Raw genomic sequence first — 19071 nt, forward strand, 5'->3', positions numbered from 1 at the left:
ACGCTTCCTTTGTACTCACCCTCTCGGGCTTTCCTCCGGGCGCTTCCCTTCGGTCTTGCGTTTCCGACTCTATCAGATCCTTTTCCGACCCGATTTCCTCGGTGCTTTCCGGGTTCCCGCTTCCGCGTTTCCCTTTCCGGCGGTCCCGACTTTATCAGAGATTCTGAGTCGGAATTTCCACCCCCTCCGGGACACGATGTCCGGCGCGCAAGGCGCTCGGGTTCCCTTCGTGGTGGAGCCGTAAACGTACTGGAGCGGGGCGCCCCGATGCAAATCGAGGCGCCCCGCTCCGGGTTGGCGCGTCCGGTGGGACGTCGGGGTCAGACCTCGACGACGACCGGGAGGATCATCGGCCTGCGCCGATAGGTGTCGGAGACCCACTTGCCGAGGGTCCGGCGGATCAGCTGCTGGAGCTGGTGGGGCTCCACCACGCCGTCCTGGGCCGAGCGCTCCAGGACCTCCGTGATCTTCGGGATGACGTCCCCGAAGGCGGAGTCCTCGATGCCGGAACCACGGGCCTGGATGTGCGGGCCGCCGGTGATCTTGCCGGTGGACGAGTCGACCACCACGAAGACCGAGATGATGCCCTCGTCGCCGAGGATCTTGCGGTCCTTCAGGGCCGGCTCGCCCACGTCGCCGACGGAGAGGCCGTCGACGTAGACGTAACCCGCCTGGACCTTGCCCGAGATCTTGGCCTTGCCCTCGATGAGGTCGACGGCGATGCCGTCCTCGGCGATGACGATCCTGTCGTGCGGGACGCCGGTCATGGCGCCCAGCTCGGCGTTCGCCCGCAGGTGACGCCATTCGCCGTGGACCGGCATCAGGTTCTTCGGGCGGCAGATGTTGTAGAAGTACAGCAGCTCGCCGGCCGAGGCGTGGCCCGAGACATGGACCTTGGCGTTGCCCTTGTGGACGACGTTGGCACCCCAGCGGGTGAGACCGTTGATCACGCGGTAGACCGCGTTCTCGTTGCCGGGGATGAGCGACGAGGCGAGGATGACCGTGTCGCCGTCGACGATCCGGATCTGGTGGTCGCGGTTGGCCATGCGGGACAGGGCGGCCATCGGCTCGCCCTGGGAGCCCGTGCAGACCAGTACGACCTGGTGGTCCGGGAGGTCGTCGAGCGTCTTGACGTCCACGACCAGGCCCGGCGGAACCTTGAGATAGCCCAGGTCGCGGGCGATGCCCATGTTGCGGACCATCGAGCGGCCCACGAAGGCGACACGGCGGCCGTACTCGTGGGCGGCGTCCAGGATCTGCTGGATGCGGTGGACGTGGCTGGCGAAGCTCGCGACGATGATCCGTTTGCCGGCGCCCGCGAAGACCTGGCGCAGCACGTTGGAGATGTCGCGCTCGTGCGGGGTGAAGCCCGGGACCTCGGCGTTCGTCGAGTCGCTGAGCAGGAGGTCGATGCCCTCCTCGCTCAGCCGTGCGAAGGCGTGCAGGTCCGTGAGGCGGCTGTCCAGCGGTAGCTGGTCCATCTTGAAGTCACCCGTGTGGACGACCATGCCGGCCGGGGTGCGGATCGCGACGGCCAGGGCGTCCGGGATGGAGTGGTTGACCGCGATGAACTCGCAGTCGAAGGGGCCTACGCGCTCGCGCTGCCCCTCGGCCACCTCGAGGGTGTAGGGACGGATGCGGTGCTCCTGGAGCTTGGCCTCGATCAGGGCGAGGGTCAGCTTGGAGCCGATCAGCGGGATGTCCGGCTTCTCGCGCAGCAGGAAGGGCACGCCGCCGATGTGGTCCTCGTGGCCATGGGTCAGGACGATGCCCTCGATGTCGTCGAGGCGGTCCCGGATGGACGAGAAGTCCGGCAGGATCAGGTCGATTCCGGGCTGCTCCTCCTCGGGGAAGAGCACTCCGCAGTCGACGATCAACAGGCGGCCGCCGTACTCGAAGACCGTCATGTTGCGGCCGATCTCGCCGAGGCCGCCGAGCGGGGTGACCCGCAGGCCGCCTTCGGGCAGCGGCGGGGGCGGGCTGAGTTCAGGGTGCGGATGACTCAAAAGACTCTCCTCACCACGCACGCCACGTACCGGTGAGGCACGTGGCGCGCGTGACGTTCGTGCAGAAGCAGTTGTCGTTGCAAGGTGGGTGCGGGCACCGGTGGCCCCGCTGTTCAGTTGTGAAGTCTTTGCGCGGTGTGCGGTTCCGCGAAGTCCGTTGTCAGAGCTGTACCCCGCCGGCGGCAAGATCGATCTTGAGCTGGGCCACCTCTTCCGGCGAGCACTCCACCATGGGGGCGCGCAGCGGACCGGCGGGCAGGCCCTGGAGGGCGAGCGCGGCCTTGGTGGTCATGACGCCCTGGGTGCGGAACATACCGGTGTAGACGGGTAGCAGCTTCTGGTGGATCTCCGTGGCCTTCTGCACGTCGCCCGAGGTGTACGCCTCGACCAGGGCGCGCAGGTCGGGGGTGACGACATGGCCCACGACGGAGACGAAGCCGACGGCGCCCACCGAGAGGAGGGGCAGGTTGAGCATGTCGTCGCCGGAGTACCAGGCGAGGCCGGTGCGGGCGATGGCCCAGCTGGCGCGGCCGAGGTCGCCCTTGGCGTCCTTGTTGGCGACGATCCTCGGGTGCTGGGCGAGGCGGACGAGCGTCTCGGTGTCGATCGGGACGCCGCTGCGGCCGGGGATGTCGTAGAGCATGACCGGCAGCTCGGCGGCGTCGGCGACGGCCGTGAAGTGCCGGTACAGGCCCTCCTGCGGGGGCTTGTTGTAGTACGGGGTGACGACCAGGAGGCCGTGGGCACCGGTCTTCTCGGCGGCCCTGGCCAGCTCGACGCTGTGGTGGGTGTCGTTGGTGCCGACTCCGGCCACGATGTGGGCGCGGTCGCCGACCGCCTCCAGTACGGCTCGTACGAGGTCCGATTTCTCCGCGTCGCTGGTGGTCGGGGACTCGCCGGTGGTGCCGTTGATGATCAGGCCGTCGTTGCCTGCGTCCACCAGGTGGGTTGCGAGCCGCTGTGCGCCGTCGAGGTCGAGTGCGCCGTCCGCCGTGAACGGCGTGACCATGGCGGTGAGGACCCGCCCGAAGGGGGTCTGCGGAGTGGAGGTCGGAGCCATGGGTTACACGCTACTCGTTGCTCAAGGCGCGGTCTGCCCTCGGGGGGAGCGAAAAGTCATGACAAAGGCGGAGCCCGGCACTGCCTGCTCGGGGGTTCAAGCAGTGCCGGGTCCGTTTGATCAGGCTAGATGAACTTCGCCAAATGCCGCAATACGGACACTTCGCGCGACTGATCCGTACATCTGTGCCGGACGGGGAGACCGTGTGCGTTACGGGGCCACGCGGCCGTTGGCGTTGAAGGCCGCGTGGGTGAGCGGCATCAGCTTCTGCCACTCTGCTTCCATCTTCTCGCCCACCATCTCGATCTCCCGCTGGGGGAAGGACGGCACCTTGGCCAGCTCGTGCTGGGTGCGCAGGCCGAGGAAGTGCATCAGCGAGCGGGCGTTGCAGGTGGCGTACATCGAGGAGAACAGGCCGACGGGAAGCACGGCCCGCGCGACCTCCCGGGCGACGCCGGCGGCGAGCATCTCCTGGTAGCGCTCGTACGCCTGGATGTAGGACTCCTGCATCGAGCGCTCCACGATGTCGTGCTGCGCCTCGCTGCCCGGAACGAACTCGTACTTGCCCGGCCGCCCCTGCTGGACCAGCTTGCGGTCCTCGCCGGGGACGTAGAACACCGGCATCAGCTCGCGGTAGCGACCCGACTCCTCGTTGTACGAGTTGTGGACGACGATCCCGTTGGCCAGGAAGTTGTGCCAGGGGCCTTCCACCGAGAGGTCGTAGGTCATCTCCTCGCCGTCCGCCTCGATGGCGACCACGGCGTCGGGAACCGCCGTGGCGACCTTCCCGCCGCGACGTGCCAGGGCCTGCTCGCCGCCGCTCTTCGCGGTGTGGCAGGGTTCGCAGGCCGGGGCGAGGTTCCGCTCGTCGAGGGCCTGGGTCAGGTCACCCGCGACCGGGACGACGTGGTCCAGGGCGAGCTGATCCCGGGGGAAGTCCTGACCGCACAGATGACAGGAGTCGACGTCCTTGATCAGCCTCTCGCGCTGCATGGAGGTCCACACCCCGATGCCGCGTCGCAGGCTCGGCGGGATGAGCGCCTGAGAGGGGCGGGCCGCGGTGCCCGCGACCATCACCGCGTCACCGACGGTGAGTTCGCCCGCCTTGCACCAGCCCTCGGGAGTGAAGACCGCGTGGTCGACCGTGCAGCGGAGCGTCTTGCCCGAGGCCGTGGTGATCCTGATCAGCTGCTTGACGCCGGACTCGATCACGTCGACGATCCGGGCCCGCTGTGCGAGCAGGGTCTCCTCGTCGTAGCACCGGACGTGGTTGCGCCGCACCGACTCCAGCGTGCGCAGACGGGTGCTCGGGTGCTCCTCACGGAACTCGGCGACCGCCGACTCGGCCGCTTCCCTGTTCTCGTAGAGGCCGAGGTAGTGGTTCGTCTCGCCACGGCGGACCTGGGCCATCCACTTGCCCGCGCGGCTGTGCCAGGTGACTCCGCCCGCGGAGTGCGGAAGACGGTCCTCGACTCCCATGTGCCAGAGCTTGTGGAGTTCGGCGATGGTCCGGCGGCGGAGGTTGCCCGCCTCGCTCTCCAAGGTGATCTCGGTGTCTCCGGCGAGGCACCAGCCCACACGATGGCGCATGAACTCGCGGAACACGAAGATCGGGGCGCTGATGAAGAAGGTCATCGAGTTGTGCTCGAAGGGGCTGCCGTGCCGGTCCCGCATCAGGTAGTTGATCAGGCCCTTGGAGCGCTCGGGGTCCTTCGTCAGCTCCTCCAGGGACTGCTCGCCGGCGGTGGAGACGCGGGCGGCCCACAGCACGTCGGAGTCGGCCGCGCTGTGCTTAACCAGCTCGACGGTGACGTCGCTGCGGAAGCTGGGCTTGAGATCGTCGGCGGGGATGTCGGTCACGGCTCGGAGGGTCCTTCCATCACTTCGCTGGGCGGCGCCCACTCTACGGCTCCGCACCGACAGCCGGGTCTTCGGTCCCGGTCCGGGACGAGTTCGGCGAATTGCGGGGAAGCGGGCACCTTTTGACGCTCCCGCTCGTCTGTCCCGGTGAGCATGATTCGTTCGAACTGCCCTGAAAGGAACCACACCCCGATGTTCCACAGCGATGTCGCTCCCCCGGCCCGGGAGCGGGCCTCGGTCAGGGAGATAGCCGGGCGCTGGCTGCTGGGGGCCACGATCGTCGGCGCGCTGGTGGGCGCCCTGGTCCTCGGTATGCCGGCGCTGTCGGCCGAACACGCCCACGGGACACAGCAGTCCCAGGCCGCACCGGCCCGCTGACCCCGTCCGGACCCCCGAGGGTGGTGGGGGTGGATCGGGGTCGATAGCCTCACCGGGCACTGCCCCTGCGTGGATCGAGTGAGGACCAGCCGTGCCCCTGCCCTTCCTGACGGCCGACCGTGGCTTCGAGGCGGCTGACGACGTCGCGCTGCCCTTCGACGACCGCGACCGCTGGCGGCGCCCCTACCGGCCCGGTCCCTGGCGGGTCGGCGCGGCAGCGGTCTGGCTGATGCTGGCCTCGTTCGTGCTGTTCGCGGCGGTCATCATCGCGCTGACCGGAACGTTCCGCGGCGCGGGTGCCGTCTTCGGGATCGCACTGGCGATCATCGTCGGAGCGCTGCGGCTGCTGCGGATGGGTGTCTGGGTGAGCGCCGCCGGGCTGCGCCAGGTGAGCTTCTTCGCCACGCGGACGTTCGGCTGGGACCGGGTCGGCTCGGTGCGCACGGTGCAGCAGCCGGTGCGCTGGCTCGGGCTGCCCCGCACCGTGCAGGGCCAGGCGCTCGTGCCGACGCTGCGGGACCGGGGTGCCACCGATCTGCCGCCGTTGATGACCACGCACAACGCGGACTTCCTCGGCCGTTTCGAGGCCTTCGACCGCGCGGCCGACACGATCGAGGCGTGGGCCGCGGAGTACCGGCGGGGCTGAGCGCGGCGGCCTCTCCGGCCGGAGCGCACGAAGGGGCCGGCCCGCGGTGGACGCGGGCCGGCCCCTTCGGCGTACGGCGATCGGGCCGAGGGGTGCACGGCCGTCAGGCCGCCACCCGGTGCACGGCTGTCAGGCCGGCTGGACCGGGCGGCCGTCGTGCAGGGCGATGGCGCGCTGCATCGCCTTGCGGGCGCGCGGGGTGTCGCGGGCGTCGTGGTAGGCGACGGCCAGCCGGAACCAGCTGCGCCAGTCCTCGGGGGCGGCCTCCGCCTCGGCCTTGCGGCGGGCGAAGACCTCGTCGGCGGAGTCCCGGTCGACACGGCCGCTGGGGGTGCGCCGGAGCTCGTCCACCGGCAGGCCGCCCTCGGCGTCCAGTTCGGCGGCCAGGGCGTTGGCCCTGCGGACGAACTGGGTGTTCTTCCACAGGAACCACACGCCGATGACCGGCAGGATCAGCACCGCCACGCCGAAGGTGACGGTGAGGAGCGTGCCGGACCGGATCAGCATCACGCCACGGCTGCCGGCCAGGACGAAGTAGACGACCAGGACGGCCGCCGTGACGGCGTAGGAGATCTTCGCGCGCATCGGTGTGTCCTCAGCCGAGGTCCAGGAAGTGCTCCAGGCCGAAGGTCAGGCCCGGAGTCGTCACCACGCGGCGGGCGCCGAGCAGGATGCCCGGCATGAAGCTGCTGTGGTGCAGGGAGTCGTGGCGGACGGTGAGGGTCTCGCCCTCGCCGCCGAGCAGGACCTCCTGGTGGGCCAGCAGGCCGCGCAGGCGCACGGAGTGGACGGGGATGCCGTCGACGTCCGCGCCCCGGGCGCCCTCCAGGCCGGTCCCCGTGGCGTCCGGCGCCGGTGCCGTGCCCGCCTTGGCACGGGCCTCGGCGATGAGCTGCGCGGTGCGCGTGGCGGTCCCGGAGGGGGCGTCGACCTTCTTCGGGTGGTGCAGTTCGACGACCTCGACCGACTCGAAGTACGGCGCAGCGATCTGCGCGAACCTCATGGTCAGCACGGCCCCGATGGAGAAGTTCGGGGCGATCAGCACACCCGTGGCCGGGGAGTCGGCGAGCCAGCCGTTCAGCCGGGCGAGGCGGTCCTCGGTCCAGCCCGTCGTACCGACGACGGCGTGGATGCCGTGCCCGACGCAGTACTCCAGGTTGGCCATCACCGAGTCGGGCGTGGTCAGCTCGACGGCGACCTGGGCGCCGGTCTCCGCGAGGGTCTCCAGCTTGTCGCCGCGGCCGAGGGCGGCGACCAGCTCCATGTCCTCGGCGGCCTCGACCGCCCGTACCGCCTCGGAGCCGATACGGCCCTTGGCGCCGAGGACCGCCACGCGCAGCTTGCTCATCTCAGTTGCTTCCTAACGTCGGATGTTCCGGAGGCGGACGGGGTCAGGCCACGGCGTCGTGCAGTCGGGCCGCCTGCTTGTCCTTGAGCGGGCCGATGACCGACAGGGAGGGCCGCTGTCCCAGGATGGCGCCGGCTATGTCGCGGACGTCGTCAGGGGTCACCGCGGCGATCCGGGCGAGCATGTCGTCGACCGACATCTGCTCCCCCCAGCACAGCTCGCTCTTGCCGATGCGGTTCATCAGCGCGCCGGTGTCCTCCAGGCCGAGGACGGTGGAGCCGCGCAGCTGGCCGATGGCGCGCTCGATCTCCTCGTCGGTCAGACCGTGCCGGGCGACGTGGTCGAGTTCGTCGCGGCAGATCTTCAGCACGTCGTGCACCTGCGAGGGGCGGCAGCCGGCGTAGACGCCGAACAGGCCGCAGTCGGCGAAGCCGGACGTGTAGGAGTACACGCTGTAGGCCAGGCCGCGCTTCTCGCGGACCTCCTGGAACAGCCGGGAGGACATGCCGCCGCCGAGGGCCGTGTTGAGCACACCGAGGGCCCAGCGGCGGTCGTCGGTGCGGGCCAGGCCCGGCATGCCGAGGACGACGTGGGCCTGCTCGGTCTTGCGGCCGAGGAGTTCGACGCGGCCCGCGGTGCGCAGGGTGCGGTGACCGTCGCGCGGGGCGATGGGCCGGGCGTCGGTGTTCCTGAGGGCGCCCGCGTTCTCGAAGGCCGCGCGGACCTGTCGTACGACCTTGTTGTGGTCGATGTTGCCGGCGCAGGCCACGACCAGGTGCGTGGGGTCGTAGTGCTTCTTGTAGAAGCGGCGGATGCGGTCGGCGCTGAGGGCGTTGACCGTGTCGACCGTGCCGAGGACCGGGCGGCCGAGGGGGTTGTCGCCGAACATGGTGTGTGCGAACAGGTCGTGCACACAGTCGCCCGGGTCGTCCTCGGTCATGGCGATCTCTTCGAGGATCGCGCCCCGCTCGACGTTGACGTCCTCCTCCAGGATGAGGGAGCCGGTCAGCATGTCGCAGACCACGTCTATGGCGAGCGGGAGGTCCGTGTCGAGCACACGCGCGTAGTAGCAGGTGTACTCCTTGGCCGTGAAGGCGTTCATCTCGCCGCCGACGGCGTCGAGCGCGGAGGAGATGTCCAGGGCGCTGCGCCGGGTGGTGCCCTTGAAGAGCAGGTGCTCCAGGTAGTGCGTGGCGCCGTTCAGTGCCGGGGTCTCGTCGCGGGAGCCGACGTGGGCCCAGATGCCGAAGGTGGCCGAGCGCACCGAGGGCAGCGTCTCGGTGACGACCCGCAGGCCGCCGGGCAGGGTCGTCTTACGCACCGTGCCGATGCCGTTGACGCCCTTGATCAGGGTTTGGGTACGGGCGACGGCCCGCGCCTCCGAAGAGGTGCGGGCCGTCGCCGTGGTGCTACGAGACGTCACTTGTCGGTGTCGTCCTTGTCGTCAGAACCTTCCTCGCCCTCGATCACGGGGATGAGGGAGAGCTTGCCGCGGGAGTCGATCTCGGCGATCTCGACCTGGACCTTCTGGCCCACACCGAGGACGTCCTCGACGTTCTCCACGCGCTTGCCGCCGGCCAGCTTGCGGATCTGCGAGATGTGCAGCAGACCGTCCTTGCCGGGCAGCAGGGAGACGAACGCGCCGAAGGTGGTCGTCTTCACGACCGTGCCCAGGTAGCGCTCGCCGACCTCGGGCATGGTCGGGTTGGCGATGCCGTTGATCGTGGCGCGGGCGGCCTCGGCGGCCGGGCCGTCGGAGGCACCGATGTAGATGGTGCCGTCGTCCTCGATCGTGATCTCGGCGCCCGTGTCCTCCTGGATCTGGTTGATCATCTTGCCCTTGGGGCCGATGACCTCACCGATCTTGTCGACGGGGATCTTCACGGTGATGATCCGCGGCGCGTTCGGGGACATCTCGTCGGGCCGGTCGATGGCCTCCATCATCACGTCGAGGATGTGGAGACGGGCGTCGCGGGCCTGCTTCAGGGCGGCGGCGAGGACCGAGGCCGGGATGCCGTCCAGCTTGGTGTCGAGCTGGAGGGCGGTCACGAACTCCTTGGTGCCGGCGACCTTGAAGTCCATGTCACCGAAGGCGTCCTCCGCACCGAGGATGTCGGTGAGGGCGACGTAGTGCGTCTCGCCGTTGATCTCCTGGGAGATCAGGCCCATGGCGATACCGGCGACGGGGGCCTTCAGGGGCACACCGGCGTTCAGCAGCGACATGGTGGAGGCGCAGACCGAGCCCATGGACGTCGAGCCGTTGGAGCCGAGGGCCTCGGACACCTGACGGATCGCGTAGGGGAACTCCTCGCGGGTCGGCAGGACCGGCACGATCGCGCGCTCGGCGAGCGCGCCGTGGCCGATCTCGCGGCGCTTCGGCGAACCGACGCGGCCGGTCTCGCCGACGGAGTACGGCGGGAAGTTGTAGTTGTGCATGTAGCGCTTGCGGGTCACCGGGGAGAGGGTGTCCAGCTGCTGCTCCATGCGGAGCATGTTGAGGGTGGTGACGCCCAGGATCTGGGTCTCGCCACGCTCGAACAGCGCCGAGCCGTGCACGCGCGGGATGGCCTCGACCTCGGCGGCGAGCGTACGGATGTCCGTGACGCCACGGCCGTCGATGCGCTTCTTCTCCTTGATCACGCGCTCGCGGACGAGCTGCTTGGTCAGGGAGCGGTACGCGGCGGAGATCTCCTTCTCGCGGCCCTCGAACTCCGGCAGGAGCTTCTCGGCGGCGAGCGCCTTGACGCGGTCCAGCTCGGCCTCGCGGTCCTGCTTGCCCGCGATGGTCAGCGCGGAGGCCAGCTCCGGGCGGACGGCGGCGGACAGCGCCTCCAGGACGTCGTCCTGGTAGTCGAGGAACACGGGGAACTCGCCGGTCGGCTTCGCGGCCTTGGCGGCGAGGTCGGCCTGGGCCTTGCAGAGCACCTTGATGAAGGGCTTCGCGGCGTCCAGACCGGCGGCGACGACCTCCTCGGTCGGCGCCTCGGCGCCGCCCTCGACGAGCTGGATGGTCTTGTCGGTGGCCTCGGCCTCGACCATCATGATCGCGACGTCGCCGTCCTCCAGGACGCGGCCCGCGACGACCATGTCGAAGACGGCGTCCTCGAGCTCGGTGTGCGTCGGGAAGGCCACCCACTGGCCGCGGATCAGCGCGACGCGGACGCCGCCGATCGGGCCGGAGAAGGGCAGACCGGCCAGCTGCGTGGACGCGGACGCGGCGTTGATCGCCACGACGTCGTACAGGTGGTCGGGGTTGAGGGCCATGACCGTCGCGACGACCTGGATCTCGTTGCGCAGGCCCTTCCGGAAGGACGGGCGCAGCGGGCGGTCGATCAGACGGCAGGTGAGGATGGCGTCCTCGGAGGGACGGCCCTCACGGCGGAAGAAGCTGCCGGGGATCTTGCCGGCGGCGTACATCCGCTCCTCGACGTCCACCGTGAGGGGGAAGAAGTCGAGCTGGTCCTTGGGGTTCTTGGAAGCCGTGGTGGCCGACAGCACCATGGTGTCGTCGTCCAGGTACGCGACGGCGGAGCCGGCGGCCTGCTTGGCCAGGCGGCCCGTCTCGAAGCGAATGGTGCGGGTGCCGAAGGAGCCGTTGTCGATGACGGCCTCGGCGTAGTGGGTCTCGTTCTCCACCAGCAATTTCTCCTCGTCTTCGTCCCGGGCTGCCCGTGTGGCAGGGGGACGATGGTGGAGAAGCGCTCCGTGCGGTGCGGGCCGGTCTTCGATCGAAGCACCCGGGGCTCGCTTCCCCCCGGGGGCCACTACCGAGGACCGGCGGCGGCTTGGTGCGCTTCTCCTCTTCTTTTTCGTGCTGTGCGTCTACTTCGTGGTGCTGTGCGTCCGTATTGCGTTGTGCTACCACACTACAAAGGGGTGGTGACAGTCCGCACGTTTCCGCACGTACGGCAAAGGGAGCGGTCCCGATCTTTCCGGGAACCGCTCCCTTCGAGGCGTCCTACTTGGCGCCCGCCGCACCGCGGCGGATGCCCAGGCGGTCGACCAGCGCACGGAAGCGCTGGATGTCCTTCTTCGCCAGGTACTGCAGGAGGCGACGGCGCTGACCGACCAGGATCAGCAGACCACGGCGGGAGTGGTGGTCGTGCTTGTGGGCCTTGAGGTGCTCGGTCAGGTCGGAGATCCGACGCGAGAGCATGGCGACCTGGACCTCGGGGGAGCCGGTGTCGCCCTCCTTCTGACCGAACTCGCTGATGATCTGCTTCTTCGTAGCGGCGTCGAGCGGCACGCGTACTCCTCGTAGTCTTCGAACGGCCACCGAGTGCCCCCGGTCTTTGTCTCGGGGGAGCTTCCGTTACTCGGGAGGCGGGGATCCGCTGGGCGCGGCCTCCAGGGTCCCGCGAGGACTCCGGGGGCGCGTACACAAACGGCCGTCACCAGGGTACCAGCCGCCGGCGGGCCCCTGTGCCGGGGCCGGGAACAGCCCTCCCCGCGCGTGTACGGCCACTAGGGTGACCTGCGGGATCACAGACACGTCGGAAAGGGGCGCCTCGGCATGGCGGAGGAAGTGGACGCGGCCGTGAAGGCACGCAAGGAGCGCGAGCGCGACGAGCTGTACGCGCTCGACATCTCCGGCGTCGAGTGGCACAGCGCGCCGGGCACCGAGGGTCACGAGGAGCGGGTGGAGATCGCCTATCTGCCCGAGGGCGCCGTCGCCATGCGCTCGTCGCTCGACCACGCGACCGTGCTGCGCTACACGGAGGCGGAGTGGCGGGCGTTCGTGCTGGGGGCACGCGACGGGGAGTTCGATCTGGAGCCTGCTCCGGGCGAGGGCTGAGGCACGCGCGCGTGCGGGGCGGGGAGCGGCCGGGTGTGCGGCCGGGTCACCCCTACGACGAGGCACGCGCGCGTGCGGGGCGGGGAGCGGGTGCTCCCCGCCCCGTGCGCGGCTACCTCTTGCGGGCCGCGTCGGGTTCGATGCCGACGGTCAGCCAGACCCAGGACTTGCTGCCGTCCCCGTTGTCGGGGGCGCTGGCGGACTTGGCCGCGAAGAAGACGCGGCCGCTCTCGACGACGATGTCGGCCAGCTCCGTCGAGGTGAGCGTCCAGCCCTCGGTGGGCAGGTCGAAGTAGAGATACGTCGTCTCCCCGCCGGTGCGCGGGTCCAGGGAGACCAGGCCCATGGGCGTGATGTGGTCGCTGCTGTCGCGCAGGGCCAGGAGCTTGCCGCCGCTCATCCGCAGCGGGTGCAGCAGGGCGTTGCGGCCCGACTCGAACTTCTCCGTCGTCCGCCCGGTCTTCAGGTCGAAGCCGACGATCCAGTTGTAGTTGTGGATCGTGTCGCCCTGCTCGGAGGTGGTGAGGAAGACCTGGCCGTCGCCGACCACGACGGTCGGGCAGTCGCCGGTGGCGAGCAGGTCCGTCTCGCTGGCGCACTCGGCGACGTAGGCGTCCTTCGCCAGCGTGATCGTGGTGCGGTGCTTGCCCTTCTCGTCCAGGGCGAGGATGTGCGTGATGCCGATGTCGGCGGCCGCGACGGCCAGCACGGCGGGCTCGGCTGACAGCACGCGCACGTCCTGGATGCCGACGTCCAGCTTGTACGTCCACCGGGTCGCGCCCGTGTCCGGGTCGAGCCCGCGCACCTTGTAGGTGAGGCTGTCGTACGTGTCGCCGGTCCAGCACTGGAGGCGCACGACCAGGCCGGTTCCGCCGACGGCGCCGTGGTGCTCGCACTTGTCGGCGGAGTCGGACTCGACGCTCCAGCGGGGCTTGCCGGTGTCCATGGCGAAGGCGTCGGTGCCGCCGCCCCAGGTGACGGCCACGGTGCCGTGGGTGAGGGCGACGCCCGGCGTGTCCTGGCTGCCGCCGCTCTCCTTCGGGCCGCCCTTGCCGGTGCCGAGCCCGGAGACCGGGGCCTCGCGCTGCCACACCTTCGTGCCGTCGTCCAGGTCGACGAAGACGACCTGGTTGCAGAGCGCGGCCGCGTCCTCGCTCTCGCGGGACAGTACGGCCGTACGGTTCTCGCCGGTCACATCGCGGGTGACGCCGCAGATCGGGCCGTCGAGGCGCAGCTTCCACTCCTCGTCGCCGACGGCCACGTCCTTGCCGATGCCGAAGCCGATCAGGGTGCGGTTGATGCCCTTGGCCAGGATCTTGTCGGTGGCCCAGGTGCCGGGCATCTCGTGGCGCTCGCCGGGGGCCATGTCGTCGGCGGAGAAGCGGAAGCCCATGACGCCGCGCTGGTTGGCGGGCCGCTTCTCGACCGTCTCGCGCACGTCGAGCCGGCCCCCGCCCGTGGCGGCCGCCGCCTTGGGGTCGTCGGGCCCGGGGCCGTCGCCGCCGCGCAGGACGAGCCAGCCGCCCGCGGAGAGCGCCAGGGCCAGGACGACGGAGAGACCGCCGAGCAGGCGCTTCCTGCGGCGCCTGCCCTGCTGCTGCTCCGCGGTCAGTGCGGATTGTGTGTAGATGGACGGGGGCGGGCCGAAGCTCACGCGAAAAGGTCCTTGTCTATGGGTGGTTGGGGAGGTGGGCGGGGGATGATCAATCCCCTACTATGCCGCCTCCCGATGGCCGGAACGGGGCGGGTACGGCGGCTCGGCCCCCAATACCGGTGCGGGCCGGGGAAGTTCGGGATGTTCGGGAAGTTCACGTATATCGACCGCTTTGTTCACCGGGTTCGTCCACTGTGCCCCGGGGTGGGTACGGGAACGGTGGGCAGGCTGTGACGCAGTGGTCGGGTGCTCGGGGGTGGACGGGCCTGCCGGGGCGCGGCGCACGGTGATTAGGCTGGGTCCGGGCGTGCCGCCAGCCCCGTGGACCGGGCGGCAGGCCCGAGGGGGAGAGCCGGCGGATCGGACGACCTCGGACACGGCCTCGAAGGCTTCGGAAGACGAGACATGGTCGCCCCGGCACGGCACGCGGGTGTCCGACCACACCAGGAGGAACTGTGAGCAGCGATCGGGACGGGATCCGCGGGGGCTGGGCGACGCCCGGCGACGACCAGCCCGACGCGGAGTCCGCCATCGAGACGACGGGCGAGTTCAGCCTCGACTACGCGCCGCCCGCCTGGTACACGCAGAACGCGGCCGGGGGCGCGGCGGGTTCGCCGGCCTCGTCGGGCACGGGGAGCGCGGCGGACGGTGACGCGGCGGAGGCTGCGGGCGCGGCCGGTGCGGCGGCTGCGGCCGCGTCGGAGGGCCTTGAGCCGGGGGTTGCGGGGTCCGGGAGTGCGGGGGCCGTGAGCGCTGGGACGGGCGGCTCGGCCGGGGCCGGGGCCGACGGCTCGGCCGGGGCCGGGGCCGACGGCTCGGCCGGGGCCGGGGCCGACGGCTCGGCCGGGGCCGGGGCCGACGGCTCGGCCGGGGCCGGGTTCGGTGCGGCTTCGGTTCCGCCGGTGGCGCCGCCCGTACCGCCGGTACCCGGGGCGACGTTCACGCCGCCTGCCGTTGCTCCGGGGGCGCCTTTCACGCCGCCCACGGCCGCGCCTGCGCCTGCGCCGGGGGCTCCCTTCACGCCGCCGGCAGCCGTGACGCCAGCGCCCGGGGCGCCCTTTACGCCCCCTGCACCTGGGGCGGCTTTCACGCCACCTGTCCCCGCTGCCCCTCCTGCGCCTGCTGCTCCCGCGCCTGGGGGGCCGTTCACGCCGCCCACCGCTGCCCAGCCCGCGCCCGGGGCGCCGTACGTGCCGGAGGGGGGCGGGGCGTTCCCGCCGCCGACCGGGAGCCCGATCGCCGTACCCCGGCTGCCTGTCGGGAGCGGGTTCGAGCCGCAGACGCAGCCGAGTGCGCCCGAGACGCCCGAGGCTGACGCCGCGTCACCGAGCGCGGTGCCGAGCTCCGCCGTGAACGGGCTCCCGGCACCTGCCCAGGAGCCGGAGTCCGGTGAAGGTGGCAACGGCGACCTGGAGAGCGGCGCCACCATGCGCTTCTCCGCCGCGGCCCTGAGGCGGGAGATCACGGAACGCGCTCCCGAGACCGTGTCCGACGACGAGGATTCCGTCGAGGCGGTGGCCTCCGAAGAGGTGCCGGACGAGGAGTCGCCCGAGCCCGAGGAGAACACCGGTCGTTCGGACGACAGCCGTTCGGACGCCGACGGCGACTCCGACAACAGCTCCACGGGCGACGCCCCTTCGGGTGACAACCTGATCGACGACGGTCTCTCCCACGACGACCAGGACACGGACGTCCGGGACGGCGAGGGCGACGACACCGAAGTCGCCGACTCCGCCGAACCCGAAGCCGTATCCGAAGCAGCGGCCGACACCGCCACGGACGCCGACGTCGACACCGAGCACCCGGGCGACGACGAGCCTGTCGTCGGCGAGGCGGACTCGGAGCAGTCCCAGGACACCCCGCCGGTCGCCGAGCCCGAGGACGCCGCGCCGCTGGACCACCGCGTCGAGGACGCCGAGCCCTCCGACGCGGTCCCCGTGAGCGCGCCCCCCGCCGTGCCCGAGCCGTCGGACGCGATCCCCCAGGACGCCGTCCCGCAGGACTCCGTCCCCGAAGAGGCCGTCCCCCAGGACGCCGTCCCGCAGGACACCACGCCCCAGGACGTGGCCCCGCGGAACCTCCCGCCTCAGGCCGCCCCCGGCCTCCCCGCCGGCGTCCCCGGCATCACGCCGCCCGAGTGGGCTCCCGTGCCGCCCCCGCCGTACCAGCCCTCCGCGCCCGCCCCTGCCGCGCAGTGGCCCGCCCAGCCGCCTGCCCCGGTCGCGCCGCAGGCCCAGGTCCCGCAGCCCACCCCGGTCGCGCCGCAGGCCCAGCCCGCCGTACCCCCGCAGCCCGCCGCCGCGCAGGACCAGCCGGCCGTGCCCGCCCAGCAGCCGCCGTTCCAGCCGCAGGCGCCGCAGCCCGCGCCCGCCGGGTGGAACCAGCCGCCCGCCGCGCCCCAGCACGGCTACGGCTTCCCCCAGCCCCCCGCGCCCGGCACCCAGGGCGGCTACGGCTTCCCGCAGCCCGGTGCCCCGGCACCCCAGCAGCCCGCCCCCCAGGCGCCCCCGCAGCCCACACCCCCCTCCCCCGCGGGCCCGCAGGGCGGCTACGGCTTCCCCCACCCCGGCGCCCCGGCACCCGGCCACACCGCCCACCCCGGCGGCTACGGCTTCCCACAGGCCCAAGCACCCCAGCCCCAGGCTCCGGCGGCCCCCGCCCCTGCCCCCGCGGACACGCCTCAGCAGCCCCCGGCCCAGCAGGCACCCCAGACACCCCAGCCCCAGCCCCCGGCCCAGCAGGCACCCCAGACACCCCAGGCCCCGATCCCCCCGCAGGCCCAGCATCCCCAGGCCTACGCCCCCCAGGAGCAGCCGCAGCGGGCCCCTCAGGCAGCACAGCCGCCGCAGCCTCAGGGTCAGCCCCAGCCGCACCCCGGCCAGCCGCCGCAGGCCCAGGTTCCCGGGCCTCAGGCGCAGGCTCCCGCCGACCCCCGCGCCGGTGCCGCCTGGCCGCAGCCGATCCAGCACGACCAGCGGCAGCCCACCAACCCCGGTGCCGCGCCGCTCGGTTACACCGCTGCCGTGGAGCTGTCCTCGGACCGGCTGCTCAACAACAAGCGCCAGAAGGCGAAGAGCGGCCGCCCGGCCGCCGCGCCCTCCCGCTTCAAGATCGGCGGAAAGAAGGAAGAGGCCGAGCGGCAGCGCAAGTTGCAGCTGATCCGCACCCCGGTGCTCTCCTGCTACCGGATCGCGGTCATCAGCCTCAAGGGCGGTGTCGGCAAGACGACGACCACCACCGCGCTCGGCTCCACGCTGGCCAGCGAGCGGCAGGACAAGATCCTCGCGATCGACGCCAACCCCGACGCCGGTACGCTCGGGCGCCGCGTACGGCGGGAGACCGGGGCGACGATCCGCGACCTGGTGCAGGCGATCCCGTACCTCAACTCGTACATGGACATCCGGCGGTTCACCTCCCAGGCCTCGTCCGGTCTGGAGATCATCGCCAACGACGTCGACCCGGCCGTGTCCACCACGTTCAACGACGAGGACTACCGGCGCGCGATCGACGTGCTGGGCAGGCAGTACCCGATCATCCTCACGGACTCCGGCACCGGTCTGCTCTACAGCGCCATGCGCGGAGTGCTGGACCTCGCCGACCAGCTCATCATCATCTCCACGCCGTCCGTGGACGGTGCCTCCAGCGCCAGCACCACGCTGGACTGGCTGTCCGCGCACGGGTACGCCGATCTGGTCTCGCGCTCGATCACGGTCATCTCCGGGGTCCGCGAGACCGGCAAGATGATCAAGGTCGACGACATCGTGGCGCACTTCGAGACCCGCTGCCGCGGTGTCGTCGTCGTGCCGTTCGACGAGCACCTGGCGGCCGGTGCCGAGGTCGACCTCGACATGATGCGGCCGAAGGTGCGGGAGTCGTACTTCAACCTGGCGGCCATGGTCGCCGAGGACTTCACCCGCCACCAGCAGGCGCACGGGCTGTGGACCAACGACGGCAACCCGCCGCCGGTCGTCGCCCCGCCGATGCCGGGCCAGCCCCTGCCCGGACAGCCGTACCCGCAGCAGCCACAGCCGGGCGAGGCCCACCCGCAGCAGCCACCGGCGGGCGGCCCGTACCCGCAGGCACCCCAGCCGGGCCAGCCCTACGCACCGCAGCAGCCCCAGGCACCTCACACACCCCAGGGACCGCAGGCGCCCCAGTCCGGCCAGCCGTACGCCCAGCCCTACCCGCAGCCGCAGCCGCAGCCGCAGCCGCAGCCGCAGCCGGGGCAGCCCTATCAGCAGGGTCAGCCGTATCCGCCGCAGCACCCGGGGCAGCCGTATCCGCCCCAGCCGCCGCAGCAGTAGGCCGGAAAGCCGAAGGGCGGCCGGTGCCCCGTGAGGCACCGGCCGCCCTTCGGCGTCGTGGGAGCGGATGTCACTCCGCGGCGGCGATCAGCTCCCGGCACTTCTTCACATCGGCCGCCATCTGCTCCAGCAGGCCCTCCAGGGAGTCGAACTTGGCCTGGCCGCGCACGAAGGACAGGAAGTCGACCGCGACGTGCAGGCCGTACAGATCGAGGCCGACGCGGTCGATGGCGTACGCCTCGACCGTGCGCTCGGTGCCGTCGAACTGCGGGTTGGTGCCGACGGAGATCGCGGCCGGCATGGCCTCGCCCTCGACGTGCAGCCAGCCCGCGTAGACGCCGTCGGCCGGGATGGCGGTGTGCGGGAGCGTCTCGACGTTGGCCGTCGGGAAGCCCAGTTCACGGCCGCGCTGGGCGCCGCGCACGACGACACCCTCCACCCGGTGCGGGCGGCCGAGGATCTCGCCCGCGCCCTCCACGTCGCCCTCGGCGACCAGACGCCGGGTCAGGGAGGAGGAGAAGGCCTCGCCGCCGCCCGCGTTGCCGCTGACGTACAGCTCGACGATCTCGACCTCGAAGTCGAACGTCCGGCCCTGCTCGGCCAGGAAGTCCACGTCACCCGCGGCCTTGTGCCCGAAACGGAAGTTGGGGCCCTCGACGACGGCCTTCGCGTGCAGCTTGTCCACCAGCACCTTGGCGACGAAGTCGGCGGGCGACAACTTCGAGAACTCGGCCGTGAAGGGCAGGATCAGCACCGCGTCCACGCCCAGTTCCGCGATCAGTTCGGCGCGGCGGTGGTGCGGGGCGAGCAGCGGCGGATGGCTGCCGGGACGGACGACCTCGCTGGGGTGCGGGTCGAAGGTGACGAGCACCGTGGGCACGCCCAGTTCGCGGGCGCGGTCCACGGCATGCCTGATGATGAGTTGATGCCCGCGGTGGACTCCGTCGTAGGAGCCGATGGTGACGACGCTGCGCCCCCAGTCCTGGGGGATGTCCTCCAAGCCACGCCAGCGCTGCACTG

At 71.3% G+C, this 19071-nt stretch carries 14 protein-coding genes and 3 pseudogenes; 5 read left to right on the forward strand and 12 right to left on the reverse strand.

All coding sequences use genetic code 11. The features are described 5' to 3' along the window. Positions 1-320: 320 nt before the first annotated feature. The 4 genes and pseudogenes from ACFYR0_RS35925 to ACFYR0_RS35940 form a co-directional block, all read right to left on the reverse strand. Complete coding sequence (locus ACFYR0_RS35925; protein ID WP_389337963.1) at positions 321-2006, reverse strand: ribonuclease J; 1686 nt, start codon at positions 2004-2006, stop codon at positions 321-323. Between the two features lie 160 nt (positions 2007-2166). Next, complete coding sequence (gene dapA, locus ACFYR0_RS35930; RefSeq protein ID WP_389337966.1) at positions 2167-3066, reverse strand: 4-hydroxy-tetrahydrodipicolinate synthase; 900 nt, start codon at positions 3064-3066, stop codon at positions 2167-2169. A 210-nt stretch (positions 3067-3276) separates the two neighbouring features. Then, positions 3277-3726 (reverse strand): annotated as a pseudogene (gene thyX / locus ACFYR0_RS35935) (FAD-dependent thymidylate synthase); the annotation flags it as partial. A 3-nt stretch (positions 3727-3729) separates the two neighbouring features. Then, positions 3730-4926: pseudogene (locus tag ACFYR0_RS35940) on the reverse strand (FAD-dependent thymidylate synthase); the annotation flags it as partial. Positions 4927-5118: 192 nt separating this feature from the next. Between ACFYR0_RS35940 and ACFYR0_RS35945 the strand changes: the two are divergent. Continuing rightward, entirely contained in the window at positions 5119-5304 is a 186-nt protein-coding gene (locus ACFYR0_RS35945) for a hypothetical protein (protein WP_389337970.1), read from the forward strand. 91 nt (positions 5305-5395) lie between these two features. After that, complete coding sequence (locus ACFYR0_RS35950) at positions 5396-5950, forward strand: hypothetical protein (protein ID WP_389337973.1); 555 nt, start codon at positions 5396-5398, stop codon at positions 5948-5950. 129 nt (positions 5951-6079) lie between these two features. Here the strand turns inward: ACFYR0_RS35950 and ACFYR0_RS35955 are convergent, their stop codons facing one another. The 5 genes from ACFYR0_RS35955 to rpsO all read right to left on the reverse strand — a co-directional run bounded on the left by ACFYR0_RS35955 (position 6080) and on the right by rpsO (position 11544). Continuing rightward, complete coding sequence (locus ACFYR0_RS35955; RefSeq protein ID WP_389337976.1) at positions 6080-6535, reverse strand: hypothetical protein; 456 nt, start codon at positions 6533-6535, stop codon at positions 6080-6082. A gap of 10 nt (positions 6536-6545) precedes the next feature. Continuing rightward, entirely contained in the window at positions 6546-7298 is a 753-nt protein-coding gene (gene dapB / locus ACFYR0_RS35960) for a 4-hydroxy-tetrahydrodipicolinate reductase (protein WP_389337979.1), read from the reverse strand. Positions 7299-7341: 43 nt separating this feature from the next. Further along, positions 7342-8721, reverse strand: coding sequence for a M16 family metallopeptidase (locus ACFYR0_RS35965; protein WP_389337982.1), 1380 nt, complete (start codon positions 8719-8721; stop codon positions 7342-7344). Beyond that, complete coding sequence (locus ACFYR0_RS35970) at positions 8718-10934, reverse strand: polyribonucleotide nucleotidyltransferase (protein ID WP_389337985.1); 2217 nt, start codon at positions 10932-10934, stop codon at positions 8718-8720. The genes ACFYR0_RS35965 and ACFYR0_RS35970 overlap by 4 nt, the downstream gene beginning before the upstream one ends. 322 nt (positions 10935-11256) lie before the next feature. Next, positions 11257-11544 carry a 30S ribosomal protein S15 gene (gene rpsO, locus ACFYR0_RS35975; protein WP_386377949.1) on the reverse strand — a complete coding sequence of 96 codons (288 nt, stop codon included), beginning with the start codon at positions 11542-11544 and terminating at the stop codon, positions 11257-11259. 267 nt (positions 11545-11811) lie between these two features. On the opposite strand from rpsO, the gene ACFYR0_RS35980 reads away from it, so the two are divergent. Then, positions 11812-12093 carry a DUF397 domain-containing protein gene (locus ACFYR0_RS35980; RefSeq protein ID WP_389337988.1) on the forward strand — a complete coding sequence of 94 codons (282 nt, stop codon included), beginning with the start codon at positions 11812-11814 and terminating at the stop codon, positions 12091-12093. Between the two features lie 112 nt (positions 12094-12205). Here ACFYR0_RS35980 and ACFYR0_RS35985 read toward each other — a convergent pair whose 3' ends face one another. Then, a complete protein-coding gene (locus ACFYR0_RS35985) occupies positions 12206-13747 on the reverse strand; it encodes a PQQ-binding-like beta-propeller repeat protein (RefSeq protein ID WP_389337991.1) in 1542 nt (513 codons plus the stop codon). Positions 13748-14202: 455 nt separating this feature from the next. On the opposite strand from ACFYR0_RS35985, the pseudogene ACFYR0_RS35990 reads away from it, so the two are divergent. Next, positions 14203-14283 (forward strand): annotated as a pseudogene (locus tag ACFYR0_RS35990) (SCO5717 family growth-regulating ATPase); the annotation flags it as partial. A gap of 23 nt (positions 14284-14306) precedes the next feature. On the opposite strand, the gene ACFYR0_RS35995 reads toward ACFYR0_RS35990, so the two are convergent. Further along, positions 14307-14690 carry a hypothetical protein gene (locus ACFYR0_RS35995; RefSeq protein ID WP_389338053.1) on the reverse strand — a complete coding sequence of 128 codons (384 nt, stop codon included), beginning with the start codon at positions 14688-14690 and terminating at the stop codon, positions 14307-14309. Positions 14691-15174: 484 nt separating this feature from the next. Between ACFYR0_RS35995 and ACFYR0_RS36000 the strand changes: the two genes are divergently transcribed. Then, positions 15175-18051: an AAA family ATPase gene (locus tag ACFYR0_RS36000; RefSeq protein ID WP_389338050.1), complete on the forward strand. Its 2877-nt coding sequence runs from the start codon at positions 15175-15177 to the stop codon at positions 18049-18051. A 70-nt stretch (positions 18052-18121) separates the two neighbouring features. On the opposite strand, the gene ACFYR0_RS36005 is transcribed toward ACFYR0_RS36000, so the two are convergent. Beyond that, entirely contained in the window at positions 18122-19069 is a 948-nt protein-coding gene (locus tag ACFYR0_RS36005; RefSeq protein WP_389337994.1) for a bifunctional riboflavin kinase/FAD synthetase, read from the reverse strand. Positions 19070-19071: the final 2 nt, after the last annotated feature.

The sequence above is a fragment of the Streptomyces sp. NPDC005017 genome (assembly GCF_042873115.1).
GTDB lineage: Bacteria > Actinomycetota > Actinomycetes > Streptomycetales > Streptomycetaceae > Streptomyces.